The sequence below is a fragment of the Dactylosporangium sp. CS-033363 genome (genome assembly GCF_050942475.1).
In the GTDB taxonomy this organism is placed as follows: domain Bacteria; phylum Actinomycetota; class Actinomycetes; order Mycobacteriales; family Micromonosporaceae; genus Dactylosporangium.
In genome coordinates, this window is record NZ_CP192032.1 from 9,308,873 (window position 1) to 9,330,636 (window position 21,764).

Here is a 21,764-nt window from a genome sequence, read left to right on the forward strand (position 1 = left end):
CAAACGCGAAGCGCGGCTACACGTGCCGGCCGAACCAGTCGAGGATGGCGTCGAAGCGCTGGATCCGATGGGACGGCCGGCCCGTGCGCGACAACTCGTGGCCCTCGCCGGGGAAGAGCAGCAGCTCGGCGGGGGCCCCGTTGCGTTTGAGGGCCACGAACAGCCGGTAGGCCTGCTCGACCGGGCAGCGCCAGTCCTGCTCCGAGTGCATGATCAGCATCGGGATCGAGATCCGGCCGGCGTACGTGAGCGGGCTCTGCCGCGCGAAGTCGCCCTGGTACAGCGCGTCGGCGAAGAACCAGCCGATGTCCGACGTCCCGGCGAAGCTGTCGATCGCGTTGACCGCCCGCTCCGACACCGCCGCCTTGAACCGCTCGCCGTGGTGCGCCGCGAGCCAGGTGGTCATGAACCCGCCGTGCGACCCGCCGAGCACCCCGACCCGACCCGCGTCGAGCCCGGGCTCCTTGAGCGCCGCGTCCAGCAGCGCCAGCAGGTCGGTCGCGGTGACCTCGCCGACGTTCCCGCGGATCGGCCGGCCGTGCGCCCCGCCGTAGCCCGACGAGCCGCGGGGGTTGCCGTAGACGACCGCATACCCGCCGCCGGCATAGACCTGGGCCTCGTCGAAGAGCCGCCATCCGTACTGCGTGTAGGGCCCCCCATGGATCATCAGCAGCACGGGGTGCGGACCCTCACCGCCCGGGCGGACGATCCAGCCGTGCACCGGGTACCCGTCGGGGGCCTCGGTGGTGATCTCGACCTGCTCCAGGTGCTCCTGCCCGGCGCTGAAGGAGGTCAGGCGGCGCTCGCCGGCGTACAGCTCGCCCCAGTCGGCCGGCCCGGCGATCACCACGGCGTCCCGGTCGAACCCCGCGACCTGCCGCTCGCCGTCGACGAGGACGGTGGGCGCCCCGCCGTCGTACGGTACGCGCAGCAGCTGCACCGCCCCGCGATGCTCGTTCGTGAACAGCACGCCGTCCCCGGTCGCGTCGAGGTCCCCGCCGGGCGCGGCCAGGTGGTACCGCTCCGGGTCCAGCAGCGGGCGGGCGGGTCCGCCGGCGAGCGGTACCGACCAGAGCGTGTCGTTCTGCAGCACCGGATCGGCGAGCTCGGCGGCGGCGAAGACCACCGCCGTGCCGTCCGGCGTGAACCGGGGCAGCGCGGCCACCAGCGTCCCGTCGGTGAGGGCCCGCAGCTCGGAGCCGTCGGCCCGGCACACCCACACATCGGCCGACCAGTCGTCGCGGCGGGACGAGGCGAACGTCAGCCACTGCCCGTCGGGCGACCAGCGAGGATCCCCGTGGTCGTACGGCTCGTCGGTGACCTGTTCCGGCTCGGCCCCTTCGGCGACGGCGAGCGTGAACAGCTGAGCCGGCCGATCCCGGAAGAACCCGAGCCCGTCGAGCCGGTTGAACAGGGTGGTGATCCGGCGCGGCGGCTCGCCGTCGGCCCCGATGGTCTCCCCGTCGCCGGACTTGGCGGTGCCGTAGCGGGGCTCTTGCGGTACCCGAGCGGCAAAGGCAAGGCTCTTCGAGTCGGGCGCCCAGGCGGGTGCGCCGGCGCCGAGCGGCTGGTCGGTGAGCCGCCGGGCCTCTCCCCCACTGACCGGCAGCACCCACAGCTGCGGCTTCGCGCCCTTGTCCTGGCGGCGCAGGAACGCGAGCCACCGCCCGTCCGGCGAGAAGCGGGGCGCGCTGTCGTGCCACCCGTGGGTCAGCTGCGTGGGCTCGCCGTCGCCGCTGGTGGGCACGCGCCACAACTGCGCGGTGTACGAGTCGGTGGGCAGGTCCGGGCGGCTGACCGCGACAACGGCGACGGTACCGTCGGGGCTGAGGGTAGGCGCCCCGGGTATGCGCATTTGCGGCAGATCGGTGGGTTTCACGTTGAGCACCCTAGCTCTGTTCGGCCCCGTTGAACCCGCGCCCCTACCCTGACTGGCATGGAAACGGTCGCCCGCGAGTCCGACACAATCGCCCTCCACTTCCACCCGGCCCCCGAGGACGCCCCCACCCTCGCGGTCCTGTGGCCGGCCATGGGCGTCCCGGCGCGCTACTACCGCAAGTTCGCCGAACAACTGGGCGCAGCGGGCGTGGCCACCGTGGTAGCGGACCTGCGCGGCACGGGTTCGAGCACGCCGTCGCCGAGCCGCGCCTCCCGCTACGGCATGGCCGACCTCACCGCGGACATCGAAGCCGTCCTGCAACACCTGAAGCCCCGCCGCGCCGGCCGCCGCACGATCCTCATCGGGCACTCCCTGGGCGGCCAGGCGTGCGCCCTGCACCTGGCGTCGGAGCCGACGAGCGACGTGGCGGGCCTGGCCCTGCTGGCGGTGGGCCTGCCGTACTGGCGCGACTACCCGGGTTCGCGCCGCCTTCCGGTGCTGGTGCAGACGCAGACCCTGGGCATCGCCTCCGCCGCGCTGGGGGTGTGGCCGGGCTGGGGCTTCGGCGGCCGCCAGTCCCGCGGGGTGATCCGCGACTGGGCGTACACGGCGCGGAAGGGCCGCTACCCGCACCTCAACGGCGTCGACGTGGAGGCGGGCCTGGGCCGGGTCACGGTGCCGGTGCTCGCGGTGGACATGGCGGGCGACCGGTACACGCCGCCGGGAACCGTCGACCGGCTGCTGGCGAAGCTGCCGAGCGCCCCGGTGACCCGCGAGACGTACGCGCCGGACGGGGTGCCGATCGACCACTTCCGCTGGGCCAGACACGGCGAACCCCTCGCCGCCCGCGTGGCCGCCTGGTCCGGGGCGCTGTAAAGCCGAAAGGCCCCCGGCGACCAGCGCCGGGGGCCTTTCGAAACGCGGAGCTCAGTGCCCCGAAGTGATCTCTTCGCGCTCGGCGTCCGCCACCTGGCGCGGGGCCGGCTTCGCCGGCGGGGCGGCCTTCTCGATCGGGTAGAAGAAGCCCTTCACCGTCGGGGCCAGAGCGCCCAGGCGGTTCATCTTCTTCGGCACGACCCAGCCGCCGTACTCCAGCCCGTGGTGCCCGTCGCCGTCCGCGTGGCCGTTGGCCGAGGGCAGCGGCTGGTGGACCTCGATGAAGCGCCCGTCCGGGAGGCGGCGGATGATGCCCGTCTCCACGCCGTGGGCCAGGACCTCGCGGTCGTGCTGCTGCAGGCCCAGGGCCACCCGGTACGCCACGTAGTAGGCCAGCGGCGGCACGACCAGCATGCCGATGCGGCCCGCCCACGTCATCGCGTTGAGGCTGATGTGGAACTTGTCGGCCAGCACGTCGTTGCCGCCGGAGATGAGCAGGACGACGTAGAACGCGATGGCCATGGAGCCCAGCGCCGTGCGGAACGGGTTGTCCCGCGGGCGCTCGAGCAGGTTGTGCACGGCCTTGTCCTTGGTGAACCTGGCCTCGATGAACGGATAGAAGATCGGCAGCATCGTCAGGATGCCCGGCAGGACGACCGTCGGCCAGAAGATCGGTGGGATGGTGTAGCCGTCACCCCAGCCGAACAGGTCGAATCTGATCTCCCAGGCCGGGAAGAGACGCGTGGAGCCGTCCAGGAACATGACGTACCAGTCGGGCTGGCTCGCCGCCGAGACGACCGCGGCCTTGTAGGGGCCGAACAGCCAGATCGGGTTGATCTGGAAGAGGCCGGCCAGGGCGGCGACCATGGCGAACACGATCATGAAGAAGCCGCCGGCCTTGGCCGCGAAGCCGGGGAACATGCGCACGCCGACCACGTTGGTGTTGGTCCGGCCGGGGCCGGGCCACTGGGTGTGCTTCTGCTTCACCAGCAGGCCCATGTGGACGCTGATGAGTGCCAGCAGCGCGCCCGGGATGAGCAGCACGTGGACGATGTACAGCCGGTCCAGGATCACCGTGCCGGGGAACTCCCCGCCGAACAGCGAGGTGGTCACCCAGGTGCCGACGATCGGGATGGAGAGCATGATCGCCGAGGCGATGCGCAGGCCGGTGCCGGACAGCGCGTCGTCGGGCAGCGAGTAGCCGCCGAAGCCCTCGAGGAAGCCCATCCAGAACAGCAGCACGCCGACGATCCAGTTGGCCTCGCGCGGCTTGCGGAACGCGCCGGTGAAGAACACCCGGAACATGTGCACCACGATCGCGGCCATGAACAGCAGCGCGGCCCAGTGGTGCATCTGGCGCATGAACAGCCCGCCGCGCACGTCGAACGACAGATGCAGGGCGGTGTTGTACGCCTGCGACATCTCCACGCCCCGCAGCGGGGTGTAGCTGCCGTTGTAGACCGTCTCCGCGAGGGACGGGTCGAAGAACAGCGCCAGGAAGATGCCGCTCAGCAGCAGCACGATGAACGAGTAGAGCGCGATCTCACCCAGCAGGAACGACCAGTGGTCGGGGAAGACCTTGTTCAGCAGGCGGCGAAGCGGGGTGGCCGCCTGGAACCGCTCGTCGAGCGCGCTCGCCGTGTTGCCCGGCAGGGCGCGCATGTCGATCTTGCGCCGTTTCATGGCCGCTCCCAGAAGGCCGGTCCGATCGGGATCCGGTAATCAGACGTCGCTACGAAGTATCCCTCATCGTCCACCGTGATCGGCAGCTGCGGCAGCGCCCGGCTGGCGGGTCCGAAGACCGGCCGCGCGTTGTCGGTGATCTGGAACTGCGACTGGTGGCAGGGGCACAGCAGGCGGTTCGTCTGCTGCTCGTACAGGCTGGCGGGGCAGCCGGCGTGGGTGCAGATCTTGGAGTACGCCACGTAGTTCTGCCACTGGGAGTCCTTGTTGACTTCCTTGGCGTTCTTCAGCGTCTCCAGCGCGTCCTGCTCCCGCAGGTGGATCAGGAGCGTCGGCGAGTCGGCGTACTTGTTCGTCGCACCCTCGGGGATGCCCGGGAAGACGGTGATCTGGCCGCCGACGCTGACGTCGGCCGGGCGGATCGGGGTGCCGTCCTCGTGAGTGAGGCGGACCGGCTTGCCGTCGTTGTGCTTGGGGTCCCAGCCCGTGGTGAAGAAGATGTTCTCGTCACCCTGCTTCGGGGCCTTGATCAGCGAGCCGACCAGGACCGCACCGGCGACCGCGCCCAGCGGGGCGGCGCCGGCCAGGAAGGCCAGCCCGACGAACTTGCGGCGCTTGAGGCCCAGCTCGTCGCCCATGTTCAGGATGGTCGCCGCGGTGAGCTTCTGCTCGGTGCTGTCCGAGTGCCCGTCGTGGCGCTCCTGGATCGAGACCTCCTCGGGGAGGAGCTTCTTCGACCAGGTGATGATGCCCAGGCCCAGGGCCAGCAGGCACAGGCCGAGCGTCGCGCCGAGGACCGGCGTGTAGAACGGGAACCAGGCCTGGTACGTCGAGTCGCCGTGCCCGTAGTGCCAGGGCCACCAGATGTAGGCGACCACGAACGCGGTCCCGAAGAGCCCGGTGAGCAGGAACAGGAACGACAGCACCCGCTCGATGCGCTTCTCGGCCTTCGTGCCCGGGACCGGGAACCGCGGCGCGTAGTGCACGATCTCGACGCCGTCGCGGCGAGCGCCCTCGCGGACGAGGTCGAACCGGGTGAGCTCCGGGTCGCTCGCGTCGAACTGCTCCTCCGTGGGAGCGCTGTGCGTGGTGGTCATGACTTCCCTGCAATCCACAGCGTGGCGAAGACGAGCGCCGCGATACCGACGAGGAAGATGACGAGCCCCTCGGGGACCGGGCCGTAGCGCCCGATGTTCCAGCCACCGGGGTCGCTCGCCGGGTTCTCATTGAGGTTCTGGACGTAGGCGATGATCGCGGCCTTGTCGTCCGGGCTCAGCTGGTTGTTGCCGAACACGGGCATGTTCTGCGGGCCGGTCAGCATGGCGCCGTAGATGTCGCGGTTGGTGGAGTGCTGCAGCGAAGGGGCGAACTTGCCCGAGGACAGCGCGCCGCCGCCGGTGCTGAACGCGTGGCAGGACGAGCAGTTGACGCGGTACAGCTCACCGCCGTGGGCGAGGGTCTTGGGGTCGGCCTTCGCCTTGTTGACGTCCGCGTCGAGGCTCTCCGCGGTCGGCAGCTGCGGGCCGCCGCCCAGCTCCTGGATGTACGCGCCGATGTCGGCCGCGTCCTTCTCGCTGTACATCGGCTGCTTGCGCTCGGCCTGGGCCTCCTGGCGCGCCAGCGGCATGCGGCCGGTGTTGACCTGGAACTCGACCGCCGCGGAGCCGACGCCGATCAGGCTCGGTCCGCGGTTGTCCACACCCTGCCCGTTGGTGCCGTGGCAGGTGATGCAGCTGGTCTCGTAGAGCTCCTTGCCGTGCTTGGCGGCGTCCGAGAGGGCCGGCACGTCCTCGGCCCGGCCGACGCCCGGGGCGTATGCGCTGTAAAGGCCGCCGACAATCGTGAGCGCGGCGATCAGGCGCACGGCCGCCTCAAGGCGCCGGCGCAGCTTGCTCCGCGCCGCGCGCCTACCACCCGGCACCAGCCGGGCAAGCGGCCGCTTGCTCTGCTCAGAAGTCATGGCTTCACCTTTGTCGTCATCACCTATGTCGTCTCGGTGGTTGTTCGTTCTGGTGGTAAGACACTGCGGGTGGTCCGGGTGTGACGGGGCCCGGGTGCGATCGGTCTACTGCAGGAAGTAGATCATCGCGAACAGCGCGATCCAGACCACGTCGACGAAGTGCCAGTAGTACGACACGACGATCGCCGCCGTCGCCTGGGCCGGCGTGAAGCGCCCCATCGTCGTGCGGATGAGGTAGATGACGAACGCGATGAGGCCGCCCGTGACATGGAGGCCGTGGAAGCCGGTCGTCAGGTAGAACATCGAGCCGTACCCGTCGCCGTTGATCTTCACACCCTCGCCGACCAGGTTGCGGTACTCGTTCACCTGGCCCAGCACGAAGGTCAGACCCATGATGAAGGTCAGCGCGAACCACCGGCGCAGGCCGTGCACGTCACCGCGCTCGGCGCGGAACACGCCGATCTGGCAGGTGATGGACGACAGCACGAGGATGACGGTGAATGTCAGCGCGTAGGGGACGTTCAGCACCTCGGTGTGCTTCTCCCAGAGTTCCGGCGCTGCCGCGCGGATGGAGAAGTACATCGCGAACAGTGCCGCGAAGAACATCAGTTCGCTGGAGAGCCACACGATCGTCCCGACACTGACCATGTTGGGCCTGGTCAGTGAGTGGATCTGGCTCTTGGCAATCGCTGGGGCCGCAGTCACAGCGCCATTATTGCCCCCGATCATCACCGCGTTTGCGCGGGGTCCACCAGACACGGACGATTCGTGCGGCGGCATAGTGTGGAGACGTGCTCCAAGCTGCCGAATCAGGCCCTCCCAGCGCGGCCACGATCCTCGGGTCGTTCCACGTGTCGTGGCTGACGCTGGTGCTGCTGGCCGCGGCCGGTGTCTACCTCGCCGGCGTGGTGAAGCTGCGCCGCCGCGGCGACGCGTGGCCGATCTCCCGGACCCTGTTGTTCCTGTTCCCCGGCCTGGGGGCCATCGCGTCTGTCACGATGAGCGGGGTCGAGGAGTACGACACGACGCTCCTGAGTGTCCACATGATCCAGCACATGGTGCTGTCCATGATCGCGCCGATCTTCCTGGCGCTGGGCGCTCCGGTGACCCTCGCCCTGCGCACGCTGCCGCCCCGCGGCCGCAAGACGCTATTGGCGGTCGTGCACTCCCGGGCCGCGCGGATCCTGGCATTTCCGCTGGTGGCCTTCGGCTTCTTCGTGGTGACGCCGTTCGTGCTCTATTTCACGAATCTCTACGAGCTCACGATGCGCCACGAGTGGTTCCACGAGCTCACGCACGCGCACTTCATCGCGGTGGGCTGCCTGTTCTTCTGGCCGCTGATCGGGCTCGACCCGCTGCCGGGGCGGTGGCCGTACCCCGCCCGCGCCCTGCTGATGTTCCTGAGCACCCCGTTCCACACGGTCCTCGGGCTCACGATCATGCAGAGCAAGGCGCTGCTCGGCGGCGACTGGTACCCCTCACTCCACCTGAGCTGGACGAACCCGGCCGCCGACCAGGTCACCGCGGGCGGCATCCTGTGGGCGGGCGGCGAGTTCGTCTCGGTCACGATGCTCGCCGTGCTGGTCGTGCAGTGGATGCGCCAGTCCGACCGGGAGGCCAAGCGCATCGACCGGCAACTGGACCGCGAGGAGCAGCTGGCGCGCGAGGAGGCCGAGTGGTCCGCCCGCACGGGAATCGCCATCACCCCGGACGGTACGATCCCGGAGGCAGACGCCACACGAGGAGCAGCACGCACATGAGCGAGCACATTGTCCTGCTGTACAGCGACGACGCCGAGGTCCGCGACCGCATGCGGCTGGCCATCGGCACCCGCCCCGCGGCCGACCTGACGGTCCGGTTCGTCGACGCCTCGACGTACGCCGAGGTGGTCAAGCTCGTCGACGACACCGACATCGACCTGCTGGTGCTCGACGGCGAGGCGACCCCCGGCGGCGGACTGGGCATCGCCCGGCAGCTCAAGGACGAGATCGCCGACGCGCCCCCGGTCGTGCTGGCCATCGCCCGCGCCGCGGACCGGTGGCTCGCCTCCTACGCGAAGGTCGAGGGCACGGTCATGTACCCGCTCGACCCCGTCACCACCGGCGAGACCGTCTCCGCCCTGCTCCGCGCATACCCCGCCATCCGCCGGTAGGCCCCGGCGCGCACCGGCAGGGCCGCCGGTGAGGCGCGTGGGCAACTGGGACATCCCCCTCTGGAGGCCGCCATGGGCGACCGCACCTGGCCGACGCTGCTCACCGCCCTGCTCCGCGGGGAGGACCTGTCCACCGAGGACACCCGGTGGGCGATGGGCGAGATCTTCTCCGGCTCCGCGACGCAGGTTCAGACCGCGGCGTTCGTGATCGCCCTGCGCGCCAAGGGCGAGACCCCGGCCGAGGTGGCCGGCTGCGCCGAGATGATGCTGGAGTTCGGCGCCAAGGTGCCGGTCTCCGACGAGCTGCGCAACGCGGCCGTGGACATCGTCGGCACCGGCGGCGACCGGGCCAACACCGTGAACATCTCCACCATGGCCGCGGTCGTGACCGCGGCCGCCGGGGTGCCGGTGGTCAAGCACGGCAACCGGGCCGCCTCGTCCTCGACCGGCGCCGCCGACCTGCTCGAGCGGCTCGGGGTGACCATCGACATGGGCCCCGAGGACGTGGCGCGCTGCGTCCAGGAGGTCGGCATCGGCTTCTGCTTCGCCGCCCGCTTCCACCCGGCCATGCGCCACGCGGGCGTGCCGCGCCGCGAGATGGGCGTGCCCACGGTGTTCAACTTCCTGGGCCCGCTCACCAACCCGGCCCAGCCCACGGCGGCCACCATCGGCTGCTTCGACCTGCGGATGGCCCCCGTGATGGCCGATGTCCTGGCCAAACGCGGTTTCTCGGTACTGCTCGTGCGCGGCGAGGACGGCCTGGACGAGTTCACCACCGGGGCGGCGACCAGGGTCTGGGTCGTCGGCGGCGGGACGGTCACGGAGACCCTGTTCGACAGCACCGACCTCGGCCTGGCCCGCTCGGCCCCCGGCGACCTGCGCGGCGGCGACTCCGCGCACAACGCCGACGTGGCGCGGCGGATGTTCGCCGGCGAGCCCGGCCCGGTCCGCGACGCGGTGCTGCTCAACGCGGCCGCCGCGATCGCCGCGCGGGCCGGCGGACTGACCGTCGACGGCCTGGCCGGGCAGCTCGCGACGGGCCTGGAGCGGGCCGCGGCGGCGGTCGACTCGGGCGCGGCGACGGCCCTGGTCGAGCGCTGGACCGCCTTCAAATCCACCCCCATCGACGCATAACCGGCGGCGCGGCGCCCGCGTTGTCTGAGACGTGGCCGAACTCCCGCGCAACAATCCCAAGAAGGCGATGCTCTCCGCGGTCGTGGCGGGCGCGCTCACCCTCGGCTTCGCCGCGACGATGGCGAAGTCGTGCGGCGCGCCGGCCAAGCAGCAGGCGGAGCCCGCCAACCAGGCCCTGGAGATGGTCGACTCGCTCGCCTCGCGCCTGGTGCTGGGCCTGGACACCGACGCGACGCTGCAGTACGCGACGCCGTCCGGGGCCATCGTGACCGTCTCGCAGTCCTCGCCGCGGCGGGCGTACCGCAGCGGCGGCGTGACGTACATCTCGACGCCCGACGGCACGTACTTCTGCAGCACCGGGGTCGCCCCGTCGCCCGCCAAGGGCAAGAAGCCGCTCACACCGCCCGTGACGTGCCAGGAAGGGCCCGGGCAGGACACCATGTCCCCCACCGAGGCCAAGGCCATCAGCGTGGCGTTCGGGGGCGAGTTCCTGGCCCCCGAGGCGGCGCTGGGCCGGCTGGCGACGATCGCCAAGGGCCAGGGGGTGCGCGCCGGGGCCTCCAAGCGCGGCGACGCCCAGTGCGTGTCGGTGACCGCGACCGGGATCCGCACCGAGATGGCCTGCGTGAACCCGGCCGGCCTCCTCGCGTACTTCCAGGGCACCAGCGACGCCGGCAAGACCACCGAGCTGACGCTGCAGTACACGACCCCGAGCGTGAGCGAAGAGGCGTTCCTGCCGCCGAAGCCCGCGCCGAGCGCCACTGCCGCCAAAAAGTGACCTGACACGCGCGGGTGGATGCACCGGGAAGTCTTCGAACAGTGCGACCGTGGCCGCATGGAGCTGCACTGCGACACCTGCGCCCGGGTGCGGATCTTCGAGAAGCCGGCCTGTGCCGACCACCCGCGCGCGACCTGCCCGGACCGGGCCTGCACGGCCTGCGGCGCCGCGATCGTGGTGGCCCCGGTGATCATGCTGATCGACCGCCGGCCCCGGGTCATCCTGCGCCGGGCCGCCTGAACCTCCGTTCAGCTCCCGGTAAGGACCGCTTGGCGCAAGGACCCGCCGCGGGACACATCGACGCGTGAGAATCCCGTCCATGAAGCTCCGCCGCCTGGCAGTCCCCGTTGCCGCCCTGCTCCTCGCGGTCGGCGTCGCCACCGACGCGCACGCCGCCGTACCCACGGACAAACCCGCCGTCATGGCGAGCTGGTCGCAGCCGACCAGCGCCAGCGCCGCCGCCTGGAACTCGGCCCGCCAGCATCAGGCCGACTGGGCCGCCTACGCCTTCGACTGGACGACCGACTACTGCTCGTCCAGCCCCGACCAGCCGCTCGGCTTCGACTTCCGGCTGCCGTGCCAGCGCCACGACTTCGGCTACCGCAACTACAAGGCCATCGGCGCGTTCCCGGCCAACAAGAGCCGCATCGACGACTCGTTCTACTTCGACCTCAAGGCCAAGTGCTCGACGTACAACGCGTTCGTGCGCCCGGCCTGCACCAGCCTGGCCTGGACGTACTACCAGGCGGTCTCGGTCTTCGGCAGCGTGCAGCTCTCCGACGCCGCCCTCGACAAGGCCCAGGACCTGCTCGCCAAGGGCCAGCGGGCCCAGGCCGCGGCCGAGTCCCGGGCATAACGCAAAAAAAAGGGGGGCCCGAGTCGGGCCCCCCTTTTCACGTGAGCGTCAGTGCTCGGCCCCGCGCCGGGTGCCGGTGTAGTACTCGAACATCAGCCCGCACGTCGCGAACAGCACCGCGATCAGGCCGGCGGCGACGAGCCACCACTGGTCGAACGCCAGGCCCAGGCACGCGACGCCGGCCGAGAGGGCCAGGCCGAAGGGCCAGTAGCTGCCCGGGCTGAAGAAGCCCAGGTCGCCGGCGCCCTCGGCGATGTCCGCGTCCGGGCGGTCCTCCGGGCGCGGCTCGATGCGCCGGGAGATGATCCACAGCGCCCCGCCGATCATGGTCAGCAGCAGGCCGGACAGGATCAGCCCGACGACGCCGATCCACTCCACGCCCTGGTGCCCGGACTGCTCCAGCGGGGCCGCGTTGGTCCACCAGCCGTAGAGCGCGGCCATGGCGAACACGAACAGGGCCAGCACGAAGAAGAGACGGTTCTCAGCCTTCATCGCCGTTCCCCTCTCAGCTCGAGGACCGCTTGGTGCGGTCGGTGTCGAACGGGTGGGTCGTGGTCGCGTACCCGTTGTTCGGGAAGCCCAGCGAGGCCAGCGCCTCCGGGGTGCTCTTGCCCGCGGTCCGCAGCGACAGGTACTGCGTGTACTGCTCGGCGCTGACCACGCGCAGCTCGAAGTTCATCATCGAGTGGTACGTGCCGCACAGCTCCGCGCAGCGGCCCACGTAGGCGCCCTGGGCGTTGTCCTTGAGCTTGATCTCGAAGCGGTTCTCCACGCCCGGGATGACGTCGCGCTTGAACAGCACGTCGGGCACCCAGAAGGAGTGGATGACGTCCCGGGAGGTCTCCTTGAACTGCACGGTCTTGCCGGCCGGCAGCACGAGGACCGGGATGTAGTCGTCGGAGCCGACCGTGGTCACCGGCTTGCCGTCCGGGCCCTTCGAGTCGGTGTAGACGAACTGCCAGTTCCACTTCGAGGCGACCACCTCGACGTTGACGTCCGGGTTCTTGGAGAGCCGGTCGACGTCGGTCTGGATGACCGCGGTGTAGAAGAACAACACGGCGATGATCACGAAGGGCGCCACCGTGTACAGAATCTCGAACGGCATGTTGTAGCGCGTCTGCGGCGGGAGCTCGTCGCCCCGCTTCCGGTAGCGCACCACGCACCAGAAGATCAGGCCCCAGACGAAGACACCGACGGCGAGCGCCGCGACGACCGACCCGATCCACAGGTCGTACATCCGGTCACCCTGCTCGGTGATGCCCTTGGGCCAGCCGAAGCCGTTGAACGTGTCCCCGACGGAGCAACCGGCGAGCAGGGTCGTCGCCCCGATGGCCGAGACGGCGAGCCCGACGGCGCGCGCGGGGCTCAAACCTCTTGAGACCACCTGCTCCTGCCTCCTTAGCAGCGCCGTGAAAGCCCTCTGCAGTAGCTTCGCACGGCAAGCCTCACCAACGCTGGCGAGCGTACTCGACCATGTGCGGTCCGCCCGGCTTGGGGTGGTCGTGTCCGGGTCGGGATACCGTTGCGAGGGTGGGCGTCTACCTTGACTCGGCGACCGCCGCTCCCCCGCATCCCGTTGCGCTGCAAGCGTTTCAGGCCGCGATCGCGGACGGCTGGGCCGACCCCGGCCGGCTCTACACCCCCTCGCGGCGCTCCCGGCAGTTGCTCGACGCGGCCCGGGAGACGGCGGCCGGCGCGCTGGGCGTGCGAGCCGATGAACTGCAGTTCACGGCCGGTGGAACGGATGCGGTACGCCGCGCCGTGGCGGGCGTGCGCCGCTCGCGCGACCGGCGCGTGGTGGTGCACAGCGCGGTCGAGCACTCCTCGGTGCTGCGGGCGGCCGGCACCGACGCCGTCTCCATTCCCGTCTCGCGCACCGGGGTGGTCGACCTCGACGCCCTCGAATCGGCCCTGACCTCGGGAAATTCCGCGGAAACGGCCCTCGCGGCGGTGCAGAGCGCGAATCATGAGGTGGGAACCGTCCAGCCGGTCGCCGCGGCGGCCGAGCTGTGCGCCGCGGCCGGGGTGCCGCTGCTGGTCGACGCCGCCCAGTCGATCGGCCGCGCGCCGCTGCCCGCGGGCTGGTCGCTGCTCACCGGCAGCGCCCGCAAGTGGGGCGGCCCGGCCGGGGTGGGCCTGCTGGTGGTCCGCAAGGGCACCCGGTGGGAGGCGCCCTGGGAGGACGCGGCGGCCGACGTGCCGGCGGTGGTCGCGGCCGCGGCCTCGCTGCGGGCGTTCGCCGAGGACGCCCGGGTGGAGTCGGTACGGCAACGCGCCCTCGTCGAGGAGATCCGCCGCACGGTCGCGGCGACCGTGCCGGACGTCGAGGTCGTCGGCGAGCCGGACGAGCGGCTGCCGCACATCGTCACCTTCTCCTGCCTGTACGTGGACGGCGAGGTCCTGCTCACCGCCCTCGACCGGGCCGGGTTCGCGGTCTCGTCGGGCTCGGCCTGCACGTCGGACACCCTGCGGCCCTCGCACGTGCTGGCCGCGATGGGCGTCCTCACCCACGGCAACGTGCGCGTCTCACTCCATAGTGGAGTGTCCACGGCGGACGTCCGGAGCTTCCTGGACGTGCTGCCGGGCCTGGTCGCCGCGGCCCGCGCGGAGGCCGGGCTGTGAATCTTGTCATCGACGCCCGCGGCAAGCGCTGCCCGCTCCCGGTGATCATGCTGGCCAAGCTGGCCGCGCAGCAGGAGCCGGGCACGGAGATCGCGGTGCTGGCCGACGACCCGGCCGCCGCGATCGACATCCCGGCCTGGTGCCGCATGAAGGGCCACACGTTCGTGGCGACCGACGGCGACCGGCACACCGTGCGGATCTAAGGAACGGTGACCGCCACCCGGTCGCCGGCGACGCACAGCCACTCGTAGGCGGCGACCCGGTCGACGCCGGCGAGGGTGACCCGGCCCCGGACGACCCGCGGGAACTGCGCCGGGCGGCGGGACTTCACGGCCGCGGCCATGATCGGCGCGAACAGCACCAGCGGCACGGCGGCGATCGCGATGCTCGGCAGGGTCAGCATGAGCACCAGGGTGGCCACGCCGGCCAGGGCGGTGACGATCGCGATCGGATACCCCCAGCGCCGGGCCTGCTCGTAGCGGCGGAAGGCGCGGGCCTGCTCGCCGGTCAGGATGACCGGCACGGCCCGGCGGCGCCATGGCAGGCCGCTGTCGGCCTCGACGGCGGCGACCTCGCCCGGGCGGCCGTCCACGACGGAGCGGCCGGGCAGGGGCAGGTGGTCGGTGACGCGCGCATCCCACGACACATTCACGCGAGCCATCATGCGGCACACGCGGCACACGCGCTACCCCGTGTTACGAGCCGCTCACCGCCCCGGCGCGCAGCCGCCGGATCAGCAGGTAGGCCTCGCAGCCCAGGCAGAGCCCGAAGAACCCGTTGAGGAACGCGGCGACCAGCGCGAACGCCGCGAAGACGATCCCCAGCACCGGGATGCCGCCCGTGTACCCCACGACGGCCACGACGGTGAACGCCAGCCCGACGGCCTGGGCGAACCGGACCGGGGCGGGGTCCTCGCGCTCGACCGGCGGGGCCAGGCGCGGCGCGACGATATAGCGGTACGCGAGGGCATACGGCGTGCGGCGCGGGTCGAAGGCGCCGATCGCGAACACCACGGCCTGCGCGAGGGCCAGCCAGCCGGACCCGGTGAGCAGGACGATCACGAAGACGACGGTGGTCAGCACCGCGGCGAAGCGCGGACCCCGCGGATCCAGGCCGTTCATGCGGCGAGCACCTCCGTGACGGTCCGGCGCAGGTCGGCGCGGTCGGGGACGCCCACGGTGCGGTGGGCGACGCGGCCGGCCCGGTCCACGATCAGCAGGGTCGGCAGGCGCCAGATGTCCAGCGCCCGGACCTCGTCGAGGTGGGCATCGGCGTCGACCTCGACATGCCGTACCAGAGCCAGGTCCTTCGCGAGATCAGCGCAGACGGCCCGGACCTGACGGCAGGGGGCGCACGTCGCCGACGTGAAGTGCAGCAGGGTGACACCGTCCGCGCGGCCCGGGGGCAGCAGGCCGGGCGGCAACTCGCCGCCGGAGACGCGAAGGCGACCGTAGCGGGCCCGGTAGACCAGGCCGGCCACGGTCGCCGCGGCGAGCACCGCCAGGACCACGTAGATCACGGCGGCAACGATACTCTCAACCCTACCTGTCCGATAGGGATAGCTGAGTCACCTCAACGGGTCACGCCGGCAGGTGCGGGCGGATCTCGTCGGCCGCCGCGTCGCCGTAGGTGTCGGCGATGCGCTTGGCGAAGTCGTCGCGCTGGATCGTGTACTCCTGCGGGCCGACGGTCTCCAGCACCAGCGCCGCCACCATCGAGCCGGTCTGGGCCGCCCGCTCCAGGGAGAGTCCCCAGCTCAGGGCGGCGAAGAAGCCGGAGCGGAAGCCGTCGCCGACGCCGGTCGGGTCGACCGTCTGCACGCCGCGGATGGCCGGCACCCGGATCTCCCCGGCCAGGCTGCGGCTGCGGATGACCACGCCGTCCTTGCCCAGCGTGGTGATCACGATCCCCACCTTGTCCAGCAGGTCCTCGGTGGTCAGGCCGGTCTTGCTCTCCAGGAGTTCCTTCTCGTACTCGTTGGTGAGCAGGTACGCCGCCCCGTCCACGAGCTTGGCGATCTCCGTGCCGGGCATGATCGCCAGCTGCTGGGAGATGTCGGCGGCGAAGGCGATCCCCCGCTCGCGGCACTCCTCGGTGTGCCGGAGCATGCCGGCCGGGTCGTTCGCGCCGATGATGACCAGGTCGAGGCCGCCGACCCGGCTGTTGACCGGCGACAGCTCGATGTTGCGCGCCTCGGACATCGCGCCCGCGTAGAAGGAGGCGATCTGGTTCATGTCGTCGTCGGTGGTGCAGACGAACCGCGCGGTGTGCGCCACCTCGCTGACCAGGATCGAGTCGCAGTCCACGCCGTGGCGGGTCAGCCAGCTGCGGTAGTCGGCGAAGTCCGCCCCGACCGCGCCGACCAGGATCGGGCGCAGCCCGAGCAGGCCCATGCCGAACGCGATGTTGGCGGCGATCCCGCCGCGCCGGACCGTGAGGTCGTCGACGAGGAACGACAGCGACACCTTGTGCAACTGGTCAGCCAGGAGCTGCTCCGCGAAGCGGCCCGGGAAGTGCATCAAGTGGTCGGTCGCGATCGAGCCGGTGACGGCGATCTTCATAGGAGAACCTCAATGGATCGGCGGGTGCGAGCGTCGACAGCCTACCCCGAAGACACCGAACGGCCGCCCGGAAGTAACCCGGGACGGCCGTTCAGAAGAAGGCTCGATCAGTGGAAGGAGTCGCCACAGGCGCAGGAGCCCTGGGCGTTCGGGTTGTCGATGGTGAAGCCCTGGGCGTCGATGCGGTCGGCGAAGTCGATCGTCGCACCGGTCAGGTAGGGCACGCTCATGCGGTCGACGACGACCTCGAAGCCGTCGTACGTGCTGACCTTGTCCCCGTCGAGCGAGCGCTCGTCGAAGAACAGCTGGTAGCGCAGGCCCGAGCAGCCGCCGGGCTGCACCGCGACGCGCAGCCGCAGGTCGTCCCGGCCCTCCTGCTCGAGCAGGCCCTTCACCTTGAGAGCGGCATCCGCGGTGAGGCCGATGCCGGCCGGGTTGTCCGTCTGAACGGGCTCGGCAAGCTGCGAAGCGGTCACGATCAAAGCTCCCTGCGGTGATGTCTACGGTTCCTCGAAGGTCAACGCCGCGGCCTCCGGGGGCTATTCCCATCTCATAGTGACACGACTTCTGCTAGCGGCTCCACTGCCTGGCCAGGCGTTGTCCGAGCGCACGCAGCCCGTCGGCCGGCCGCTCCATGGCCCGCTGGACGCTGCCGAAGTGCTCCACCAGCGAGTGTGCCTCGGTCACGCCGATGGAAGCGGCCTCCCGGCGACCGGCGTCGACCCGGCCCGCGAGCACCACACATGGCACACCCAGATCGCGTGCGGCGTTCGCCACACCCGCCACGACCTTCCCGCGCAGCGACTGCTCGTCGAACGACCCCTCACCCGTCACGACCAGGTACGCGTCCTCCAGCTCGGCGTCCAGCCGGGTGAGCCGGCGCACGAGCCCGATGCCCGACTCGACCCGTCCGCCCAGCGCCAGGATCGCCGCGCCCAGGCCGCCGGCGGCACCGGATCCGGGCAGCTCGGCCAGGTGCTCCGGGCAGCTTTCCAGCGTCGTCAGTACCGCACTGAAGTGCGCCAGCGCGCCGTCCAGCACGAACACGTCTTCCCTGGTCGCGCCCTTCTGCGGGCCGTAGACCGCGCTGGCGCCGCGCAGGCCCAGCAGCGGGCTGTCGACGTCGGTGGCGGCCACCAGCGTGGCGCCCCGCAGCCGGGGGGTGTCGCTCAGCGACGCGCAGGCGGCCAGGGCCGCGCCGCCGTAGGGCAGGGCGTAGCCGGCGGCGTCCAGCGGGGCGGCGCCGAGCGCGGCCAGCAGCCCCGCTCCCCCGTCGTTGGTCGCGCTGCCACCCAGGCCGATCACCACCTCGCGGGCGCCCGCCTCGAGCGCGGCGAGGACCAGCGGGCCCAGGCCGAAGCTCGTGGTGTGTTTCGGGTCACGCTCGGCCTCGGCCAGCAGGTGCAGGCCGCACGCCTCGGCGCTCTCGACGTACGCGGTGTCGCCGTCCAGCAGCACGTGGCCCTCGGCCGGGCGGCCCAGCGGGTCGGTGGTCGGCACCGCGAACCGTTTCGCGTCCGGCAGGGCCGCGGCCAGCACCGAACCGAAGCCGGGGCCGCCGTCGGAGAGCGGGCGCAGTACCAGATCGTCCTGGGGTTTTTCGGCGAGCCAGCCCTCGGCGAAGGCCGCGGCGACGTCGGGGGCGGAGATCGTGCCGGCGAACTTGTCCGGGCACACGAGCACGCGCATTCGGCCATTGTGCACGTCACAGTCACCGGCTCGACGCCGCGTGGGACGATCGGGAGGTGACCTGGGCTGAACCTTCGTCAACCGCCACCGCGCTGCTGCTGCTGGGCCGCGGCACCGACCCTGACACCGAGAAGGGTGTCGAGTGCCCCGGCGACCTGCCCGCCCCGAGCGACCCGGACCTGGTCGAGCGCGCCCGCGCCGCCAAGGCCGCGCTCGGCGACCGCGTCTTCGTGCTGGGCCACCACTACCAGCGCGACGAGGTGATCCAGTTCGCCGATGTGACCGGCGACTCCTTCAAGCTCGCCCGCGAGGCCGCCGCGCGGCCCGGCGCGGAGTACATCGTCTTCTGCGGTGTGCACTTCATGGCCGAGAGTGCCGACATCCTCACCAACGAGCGCCAGCGGGTCGTGCTGCCCGACCTGGCCGCGGGCTGCTCGATGGCCGACATGGCCGTGCTCGCCCAGGTCGAGAAGGCGTGGGAGCGCTTCGCCGAGCTCGGCATCGCCGGCGACGTGGTGCCCGTCACCTACATGAACTCCTCGGCCGACATCAAGGGCTTCGTCGGGCGCCGCGACGGCGTCGTGTGCACCTCGTCGAACGCCGAGACCGCCCTGCGCTGGTCGTTCGAGCAGGGCAGCAAGGTGTTCTTCCTGCCCGACCAGCACCTCGGGCGGAACACCGCGGTGCTCAAGATGGGCTTCGAGCTGTCCGACTGCGTCCTCTACGACCCGCACAAGCCCGGCGGCGGCCTGACCGACGAGCAGCTGCGCGGGGCCAAGATGATCCTGTGGCGCGGGCACTGCTCGGTGCACGGGCGGTTCTCGCTGGACGCCGTGGAGGACGTGCGGGCCCGGGTGCCCGGGGTCAACGTGCTCGTGCACCCCGAGTGCACGCACGCGGTCGTGACGGCGGCGGACTACGTGGGCTCGACGGAGTACATCATCCGGGTCATCGACGAGGCGCCCGCGGGCTCGGCGTGGGCCGTGGGCACCGAGCTCAACCTGGTCCGCCGGCTCGCCCTGGCGCACCCCGACAAGCAGATCATGTTCCTGGAGCGCAACGTCTGCTACTGCTCGACGATGAACCGGATCGACCTGCCGCACCTCGTGTGGGCGCTCGAGGAGCTCGTCGCCGGCCGGGTGCCGAACCAGATCACCGTCGACAGTGAGACCGCCCACTACGCGCGGGTGGCGCTCGACCGGATGCTCGCACTGCCGTAGCGCATACCACGTCCTCACCCTGTGTGGTGATCCGTGTCGAAGTCCCGTCTTCGTGCCAAGGCTGACGTGCGGCCGACTTTTGCATGCAGTAGATGTGGATATGCTGCGCGGGCGACGCGATGCGCACTCGCGCACCGGTAACGCTGCGTGTCTTCTTTTTTCCTGCCTGCAGGAGGGTTTCCCGTGACCAACTACGACGCCGGTGACGTGCTCACCGTCCACGGCGGCACGCCGCTCAACGGCGAGCTCCGTGTGCGCGGGGCCAAGAACCTCGTCTCCAAGGCGATGGTGGCCGCGCTGCTGGGCGAGACGCCGAGCCGGCTGTACGACGTCCCCGCGATCCGCGACGTCGAGGTGGTCACCGGCCTGCTCGAGCTGCACGGCGTGAAGGTCACCAAGGGCGCGCTGGACGGCGAGCTCATCTTCGACACCTCCGACGTCGAGTCGGCCAACGTCGACGAGATCAACGTGCACGCCGGCTCCAGCCGCATCCCGATCCTGTTCTGCGGCCCGCTGCTGCACCGCCTCGGCCACGCCTTCATCCCGGACCTCGGCGGCTGCAACATCGGCGGCCGTCCCATCGACTTCCACATCCAGGCCCTGCGGGAGTTCGGCGCCGTCGTCGACAAGTCCGAGAAGGGCATGGACATCACCGCGCCCGACGGGCTCAAGGGCGCCAAGCTGCACCTGCCGTACCCGTCGGTCGGCGCCACCGAGCAGATCCTGCTCACCGCCGTGCGGGCCGAAGGCGTCACCGAGCTGCGCAACGCGGCCGTCGAGCCGGAGATCATCGACCTCATCTGCGTGCTGCAGAAAATGGGCGCGATCATCAAGGTGCACACCGACCGGGTCATCGAGATCCAGGGCGTGCCCCGCCTCGTCGGCTACAGCCACCGCCCGATCCCGGACCGCATCGAGGCCGCCAGCTGGGCCGCGGCCGCCCTGGCGACCCGCGGCGACGTGTTCGTCAAGGGCGCCAGCCAGGTCGACATGATGACGTTCCTGAACCTCTACACCTCGGTCGGCGGCGCCTTCGAGATCGACGACACCCCGGGCGAGGGCGGCATCCGCTTCTGGCACCCGGGCGGCGAGCTCAAGGCCGTGGCCATGGAGACCGACGTGCACCCCGGGTTCATGACCGACTGGCAGCAGCCGATGGTCGTGGCGCTCACCCAGGCCCGCGGGCTCTCGATCGTGCACGAGACGGTGTACGAGCGCCGCCTCGGCTACACCGCGGCGCTGAACCAGATGGGCGCGACCATCCAGACCTACCGCGAGTGCCTGGGCGGCACGCCCTGCCGCTTCGGCCGCCGCAACTTCATGCACTCGGCGGTGATCGCCGGCCCGTCCAAGCTGCACGCGGCCGACCTGGTGATTCCCGACCTGCGCGCCGGCTTCTCGCACCTGATCGCCGCGCTGGCGGCCGAGGGAACCTCGCGGGTGTACGGCGTGAAGCTCATCCAGCGCGGCTACGAGGACTTCGAGGGCAAGCTGCACGCCCTGGGCGCGCTCGTCGAGCTGGGCTGAGGGTTTTCGACTGAGGGGTAGCCGACGCTGCTGATCTTCCGCGGCGTCGGCTACCCTTCGTGTCGTGCCGTCGCTGTTTCGCCGCAAGCCAGAAGAGCCCGCCGCCTCCGTCGTCGTGTCGGAGCCCGAGCCCGAGGTCGGTCCAAGGGGCCAGACCCCGAGCAAGCGCGACCTCGGCCAGAAGACCCCCAAGCGGGTCATCGCCGGGCGCCGCATGCCCGAGCCCCCGGCGGCCAACCGCAAGGAGGCGGCCAAGCGCCTGCGCGACAAGCAGCGCCAGGAGCGCGTCGAGGCCCGCGAGGGCATGGCCAACGGCGACGAGCGCTTCCTGCTCGCCCGCGACAAGGGCCCGGTCCGCAAGCTGGTGCGCGACATCGTCGACTCCCGCCGCACCATCGGCACGTTCTTCTTCGGCACCACGTTCCTGGTGATGCTGGTCGGCTTCAACCGCAGCCTCAACCCCAACATCTACTTCGCGGCCAACGCCCTCTTCTTCGTGATGCTGCTGGCCACCGCGGTCGACGGCTTCCTCATCTCGCGTACCGTGAAGAAGCTCGTCAAGCAGCGCTTCCCCGACGCCAAGGACCGCATGGGATCGCTGTACCTCTACGCGATCATGCGCTCGATCTCCTTCCGCTTCATCCGCAACCCGAAGCCGCAGGTCAAGATCGGCCAGGCGATCTGACCCGCCGCAGCTCGCGGACACGTTTCGACGTCGACGGTGGCGTCGGGAGGGTGCGAGGCCGTACCCTCCCATCGCGACCGGACCACGATTTGCGCCCAACCCGGCTCGGTAGCGCCTCGCGGTGACCGACCCGGGTTTTCCG

The 21,764-nt window shown here is 71.0% G+C and carries 25 protein-coding genes; 12 read left to right on the forward strand and 13 right to left on the reverse strand.

The features are described 5' to 3' along the window. Positions 1–16: 16 nt before the first annotated feature. Positions 17–1,879, reverse strand: a complete 1,863-nt coding sequence (locus ACQPZ4_RS42900) for a S9 family peptidase (RefSeq protein WP_433049747.1) — start codon at positions 1,877–1,879, stop codon at positions 17–19. A 57-nt stretch (positions 1,880–1,936) separates the two neighbouring features. Between ACQPZ4_RS42900 and ACQPZ4_RS42905 the strand changes: the two genes are divergently transcribed. Next, positions 1,937–2,755, forward strand: coding sequence for an alpha/beta hydrolase family protein (locus ACQPZ4_RS42905; protein WP_433049749.1), 819 nt, complete (start codon positions 1,937–1,939; stop codon positions 2,753–2,755). A gap of 51 nt (positions 2,756–2,806) precedes the next feature. Here ACQPZ4_RS42905 and qcrB read toward each other — a convergent pair whose 3' ends face one another. The 4 genes from qcrB to ctaE all read right to left on the reverse strand — a co-directional run bounded on the left by qcrB (position 2,807) and on the right by ctaE (position 7,103). Beyond that, positions 2,807–4,438, reverse strand: coding sequence for a cytochrome bc1 complex cytochrome b subunit (gene qcrB / locus ACQPZ4_RS42910; protein WP_433049752.1), 1,632 nt, complete (start codon positions 4,436–4,438; stop codon positions 2,807–2,809). Beyond that, positions 4,435–5,535, reverse strand: coding sequence for a cytochrome bc1 complex Rieske iron-sulfur subunit (gene qcrA / locus ACQPZ4_RS42915; protein WP_433049755.1), 1,101 nt, complete (start codon positions 5,533–5,535; stop codon positions 4,435–4,437). Before qcrA ends, qcrB begins: the two co-directional genes overlap by 4 nt. Next, positions 5,532–6,398, reverse strand: a complete 867-nt coding sequence (qcrC, locus tag ACQPZ4_RS42920) for a cytochrome bc1 complex diheme cytochrome c subunit (RefSeq protein ID WP_433049758.1) — start codon at positions 6,396–6,398, stop codon at positions 5,532–5,534. Before qcrC ends, qcrA begins: the two co-directional genes overlap by 4 nt. 105 nt (positions 6,399–6,503) lie before the next feature. After that, on the reverse strand, positions 6,504–7,103 hold the full coding sequence (gene ctaE / locus ACQPZ4_RS42925; RefSeq protein ID WP_433049761.1) for an aa3-type cytochrome oxidase subunit III: 600 nt from the start codon (positions 7,101–7,103) through the stop codon (positions 6,504–6,506). A 128-nt stretch (positions 7,104–7,231) separates the two neighbouring features. Here ctaE and ACQPZ4_RS42930 point away from each other — a divergent pair, with 128 nt between their 5' ends. The 6 genes from ACQPZ4_RS42930 to ACQPZ4_RS42955 all read left to right on the forward strand — a co-directional run bounded on the left by ACQPZ4_RS42930 (position 7,232) and on the right by ACQPZ4_RS42955 (position 11,318). Continuing rightward, positions 7,232–8,158 carry a cytochrome c oxidase assembly protein gene (locus ACQPZ4_RS42930; RefSeq protein WP_433066931.1) on the forward strand — a complete coding sequence of 309 codons (927 nt, stop codon included), beginning with the start codon at positions 7,232–7,234 and terminating at the stop codon, positions 8,156–8,158. After that, the gene (locus ACQPZ4_RS42935; RefSeq protein WP_433049764.1) at positions 8,155–8,550 is read left to right on the forward strand and encodes a hypothetical protein; all 396 of its coding nucleotides are present in this window, start codon (positions 8,155–8,157) and stop codon (positions 8,548–8,550) included. The genes ACQPZ4_RS42930 and ACQPZ4_RS42935 overlap by 4 nt, the downstream gene beginning before the upstream one ends. 72 nt (positions 8,551–8,622) lie before the next feature. Beyond that, on the forward strand, positions 8,623–9,684 hold the full coding sequence (trpD, locus tag ACQPZ4_RS42940; RefSeq protein ID WP_433049767.1) for an anthranilate phosphoribosyltransferase: 1,062 nt from the start codon (positions 8,623–8,625) through the stop codon (positions 9,682–9,684). A 31-nt stretch (positions 9,685–9,715) separates the two neighbouring features. Then, positions 9,716–10,462, forward strand: a complete 747-nt coding sequence (locus ACQPZ4_RS42945; RefSeq protein ID WP_433049770.1) for a hypothetical protein — start codon at positions 9,716–9,718, stop codon at positions 10,460–10,462. 57 nt (positions 10,463–10,519) lie between these two features. Then, positions 10,520–10,702 carry a hypothetical protein gene (locus ACQPZ4_RS42950; RefSeq protein ID WP_433049773.1) on the forward strand — a complete coding sequence of 61 codons (183 nt, stop codon included), beginning with the start codon at positions 10,520–10,522 and terminating at the stop codon, positions 10,700–10,702. Between the two features lie 79 nt (positions 10,703–10,781). Next, entirely contained in the window at positions 10,782–11,318 is a 537-nt protein-coding gene (locus tag ACQPZ4_RS42955; RefSeq protein WP_433049776.1) for a phospholipase, read from the forward strand. Positions 11,319–11,366: 48 nt separating this feature from the next. Here the strand turns inward: ACQPZ4_RS42955 and ACQPZ4_RS42960 are convergent, their stop codons facing one another. Beyond that, the gene (locus ACQPZ4_RS42960; RefSeq protein WP_433049779.1) at positions 11,367–11,810 is read right to left on the reverse strand and encodes a cytochrome c oxidase subunit 4; all 444 of its coding nucleotides are present in this window, start codon (positions 11,808–11,810) and stop codon (positions 11,367–11,369) included. Positions 11,811–11,823: 13 nt separating this feature from the next. Next, positions 11,824–12,702 (reverse strand): aa3-type cytochrome oxidase subunit II, encoded by an 879-nt coding sequence (gene ctaC / locus ACQPZ4_RS42965; protein ID WP_433049782.1) that lies wholly within the window; start codon positions 12,700–12,702, stop codon positions 11,824–11,826. An 89-nt stretch (positions 12,703–12,791) separates the two neighbouring features. Between ctaC and ACQPZ4_RS42970 the strand changes: the two genes are divergently transcribed. Both ACQPZ4_RS42970 and ACQPZ4_RS42975 read left to right on the forward strand, forming a co-directional pair. Further along, positions 12,792–13,940: a cysteine desulfurase family protein gene (locus ACQPZ4_RS42970; protein ID WP_433049785.1), complete on the forward strand. Its 1,149-nt coding sequence runs from the start codon at positions 12,792–12,794 to the stop codon at positions 13,938–13,940. Positions 13,941–13,987: 47 nt separating this feature from the next. After that, positions 13,988–14,143, forward strand: a complete 156-nt coding sequence (locus tag ACQPZ4_RS42975; RefSeq protein WP_433066933.1) for a sulfurtransferase TusA family protein — start codon at positions 13,988–13,990, stop codon at positions 14,141–14,143. Here the strand turns inward: ACQPZ4_RS42975 and ACQPZ4_RS42980 are convergent. The 6 genes from ACQPZ4_RS42980 to ACQPZ4_RS43005 all read right to left on the reverse strand — a co-directional run bounded on the left by ACQPZ4_RS42980 (position 14,140) and on the right by ACQPZ4_RS43005 (position 18,190). Beyond that, complete coding sequence (locus ACQPZ4_RS42980; protein WP_433049788.1) at positions 14,140–14,592, reverse strand: hypothetical protein; 453 nt, start codon at positions 14,590–14,592, stop codon at positions 14,140–14,142. The genes ACQPZ4_RS42975 and ACQPZ4_RS42980 overlap by 4 nt on opposite strands. Before the next feature lie 43 nt (positions 14,593–14,635). Then, the gene (locus tag ACQPZ4_RS42985) at positions 14,636–15,061 is read right to left on the reverse strand and encodes a DUF4395 domain-containing protein (RefSeq protein WP_433049791.1); all 426 of its coding nucleotides are present in this window, start codon (positions 15,059–15,061) and stop codon (positions 14,636–14,638) included. After that, positions 15,058–15,459 carry a thioredoxin family protein gene (locus ACQPZ4_RS42990; protein WP_433049794.1) on the reverse strand — a complete coding sequence of 134 codons (402 nt, stop codon included), beginning with the start codon at positions 15,457–15,459 and terminating at the stop codon, positions 15,058–15,060. The genes ACQPZ4_RS42985 and ACQPZ4_RS42990 overlap by 4 nt, the downstream gene beginning before the upstream one ends. Before the next feature lie 61 nt (positions 15,460–15,520). Continuing rightward, the gene (locus ACQPZ4_RS42995; protein WP_433049797.1) at positions 15,521–16,501 is read right to left on the reverse strand and encodes a carbohydrate kinase family protein; all 981 of its coding nucleotides are present in this window, start codon (positions 16,499–16,501) and stop codon (positions 15,521–15,523) included. Between the two features lie 107 nt (positions 16,502–16,608). Then, entirely contained in the window at positions 16,609–16,977 is a 369-nt protein-coding gene (locus tag ACQPZ4_RS43000) for a HesB/IscA family protein (protein ID WP_392812907.1), read from the reverse strand. 94 nt (positions 16,978–17,071) lie between these two features. After that, positions 17,072–18,190, reverse strand: a complete 1,119-nt coding sequence (locus tag ACQPZ4_RS43005; protein ID WP_433049801.1) for a glycerate kinase family protein — start codon at positions 18,188–18,190, stop codon at positions 17,072–17,074. Positions 18,191–18,246: 56 nt separating this feature from the next. Here ACQPZ4_RS43005 and nadA point away from each other — a divergent pair, with 56 nt between their 5' ends. From nadA to ACQPZ4_RS43020, 3 genes are all read left to right on the forward strand, one after another. Continuing rightward, positions 18,247–19,410, forward strand: coding sequence for a quinolinate synthase NadA (gene nadA / locus ACQPZ4_RS43010; protein WP_433049804.1), 1,164 nt, complete (start codon positions 18,247–18,249; stop codon positions 19,408–19,410). A gap of 183 nt (positions 19,411–19,593) precedes the next feature. Next, entirely contained in the window at positions 19,594–20,937 is a 1,344-nt protein-coding gene (gene murA, locus ACQPZ4_RS43015; RefSeq protein WP_433049807.1) for a UDP-N-acetylglucosamine 1-carboxyvinyltransferase, read from the forward strand. 64 nt (positions 20,938–21,001) lie between these two features. Next, positions 21,002–21,622, forward strand: a complete 621-nt coding sequence (locus ACQPZ4_RS43020; RefSeq protein ID WP_433049810.1) for a DUF3043 domain-containing protein — start codon at positions 21,002–21,004, stop codon at positions 21,620–21,622. Positions 21,623–21,764: the final 142 nt, after the last annotated feature.

What these genes read in the sequence shown, in the direction of transcription:
- ACQPZ4_RS42905 (WP_433049749.1), top strand. Translation starts at nt 1,937, where the DNA reads ATGGAAACGGTCGCCCGCGAGTCCGACACAATCGCCCTCCACTTCCAC.
- qcrB (WP_433049752.1), bottom strand. Translation starts at nt 4,438, where the DNA reads ATGAAACGGCGCAAGATCGACATGCGCGCCCTGCCGGGCAACACGGCG.
- qcrA (WP_433049755.1), bottom strand. Translation starts at nt 5,535, where the DNA reads ATGACCACCACGCACAGCGCTCCCACGGAGGAGCAGTTCGACGCGAGC.
- qcrC (WP_433049758.1), bottom strand. Translation starts at nt 6,398, where the DNA reads ATGACTTCTGAGCAGAGCAAGCGGCCGCTTGCCCGGCTGGTGCCGGGT.
- ACQPZ4_RS42935 (WP_433049764.1), top strand. Translation starts at nt 8,155, where the DNA reads ATGAGCGAGCACATTGTCCTGCTGTACAGCGACGACGCCGAGGTCCGC.
- trpD (WP_433049767.1), top strand. Translation starts at nt 8,623, where the DNA reads ATGGGCGACCGCACCTGGCCGACGCTGCTCACCGCCCTGCTCCGCGGG.
- ACQPZ4_RS42950 (WP_433049773.1), top strand. Translation starts at nt 10,520, where the DNA reads ATGGAGCTGCACTGCGACACCTGCGCCCGGGTGCGGATCTTCGAGAAG.
- ACQPZ4_RS42955 (WP_433049776.1), top strand. Translation starts at nt 10,782, where the DNA reads ATGAAGCTCCGCCGCCTGGCAGTCCCCGTTGCCGCCCTGCTCCTCGCG.
- ACQPZ4_RS42960 (WP_433049779.1), bottom strand. Translation starts at nt 11,810, where the DNA reads ATGAAGGCTGAGAACCGTCTCTTCTTCGTGCTGGCCCTGTTCGTGTTC.
- ACQPZ4_RS42970 (WP_433049785.1), top strand. Translation starts at nt 12,792, where the DNA reads ATGTGCGGTCCGCCCGGCTTGGGGTGGTCGTGTCCGGGTCGGGATACC.
- ACQPZ4_RS42975 (WP_433066933.1), top strand. Translation starts at nt 13,988, where the DNA reads ATGCTGGCCAAGCTGGCCGCGCAGCAGGAGCCGGGCACGGAGATCGCG.
- ACQPZ4_RS42985 (WP_433049791.1), bottom strand. Translation starts at nt 15,061, where the DNA reads ATGAACGGCCTGGATCCGCGGGGTCCGCGCTTCGCCGCGGTGCTGACC.
- ACQPZ4_RS42995 (WP_433049797.1), bottom strand. Translation starts at nt 16,501, where the DNA reads ATGAAGATCGCCGTCACCGGCTCGATCGCGACCGACCACTTGATGCAC.
- ACQPZ4_RS43005 (WP_433049801.1), bottom strand. Translation starts at nt 18,190, where the DNA reads ATGCGCGTGCTCGTGTGCCCGGACAAGTTCGCCGGCACGATCTCCGCC.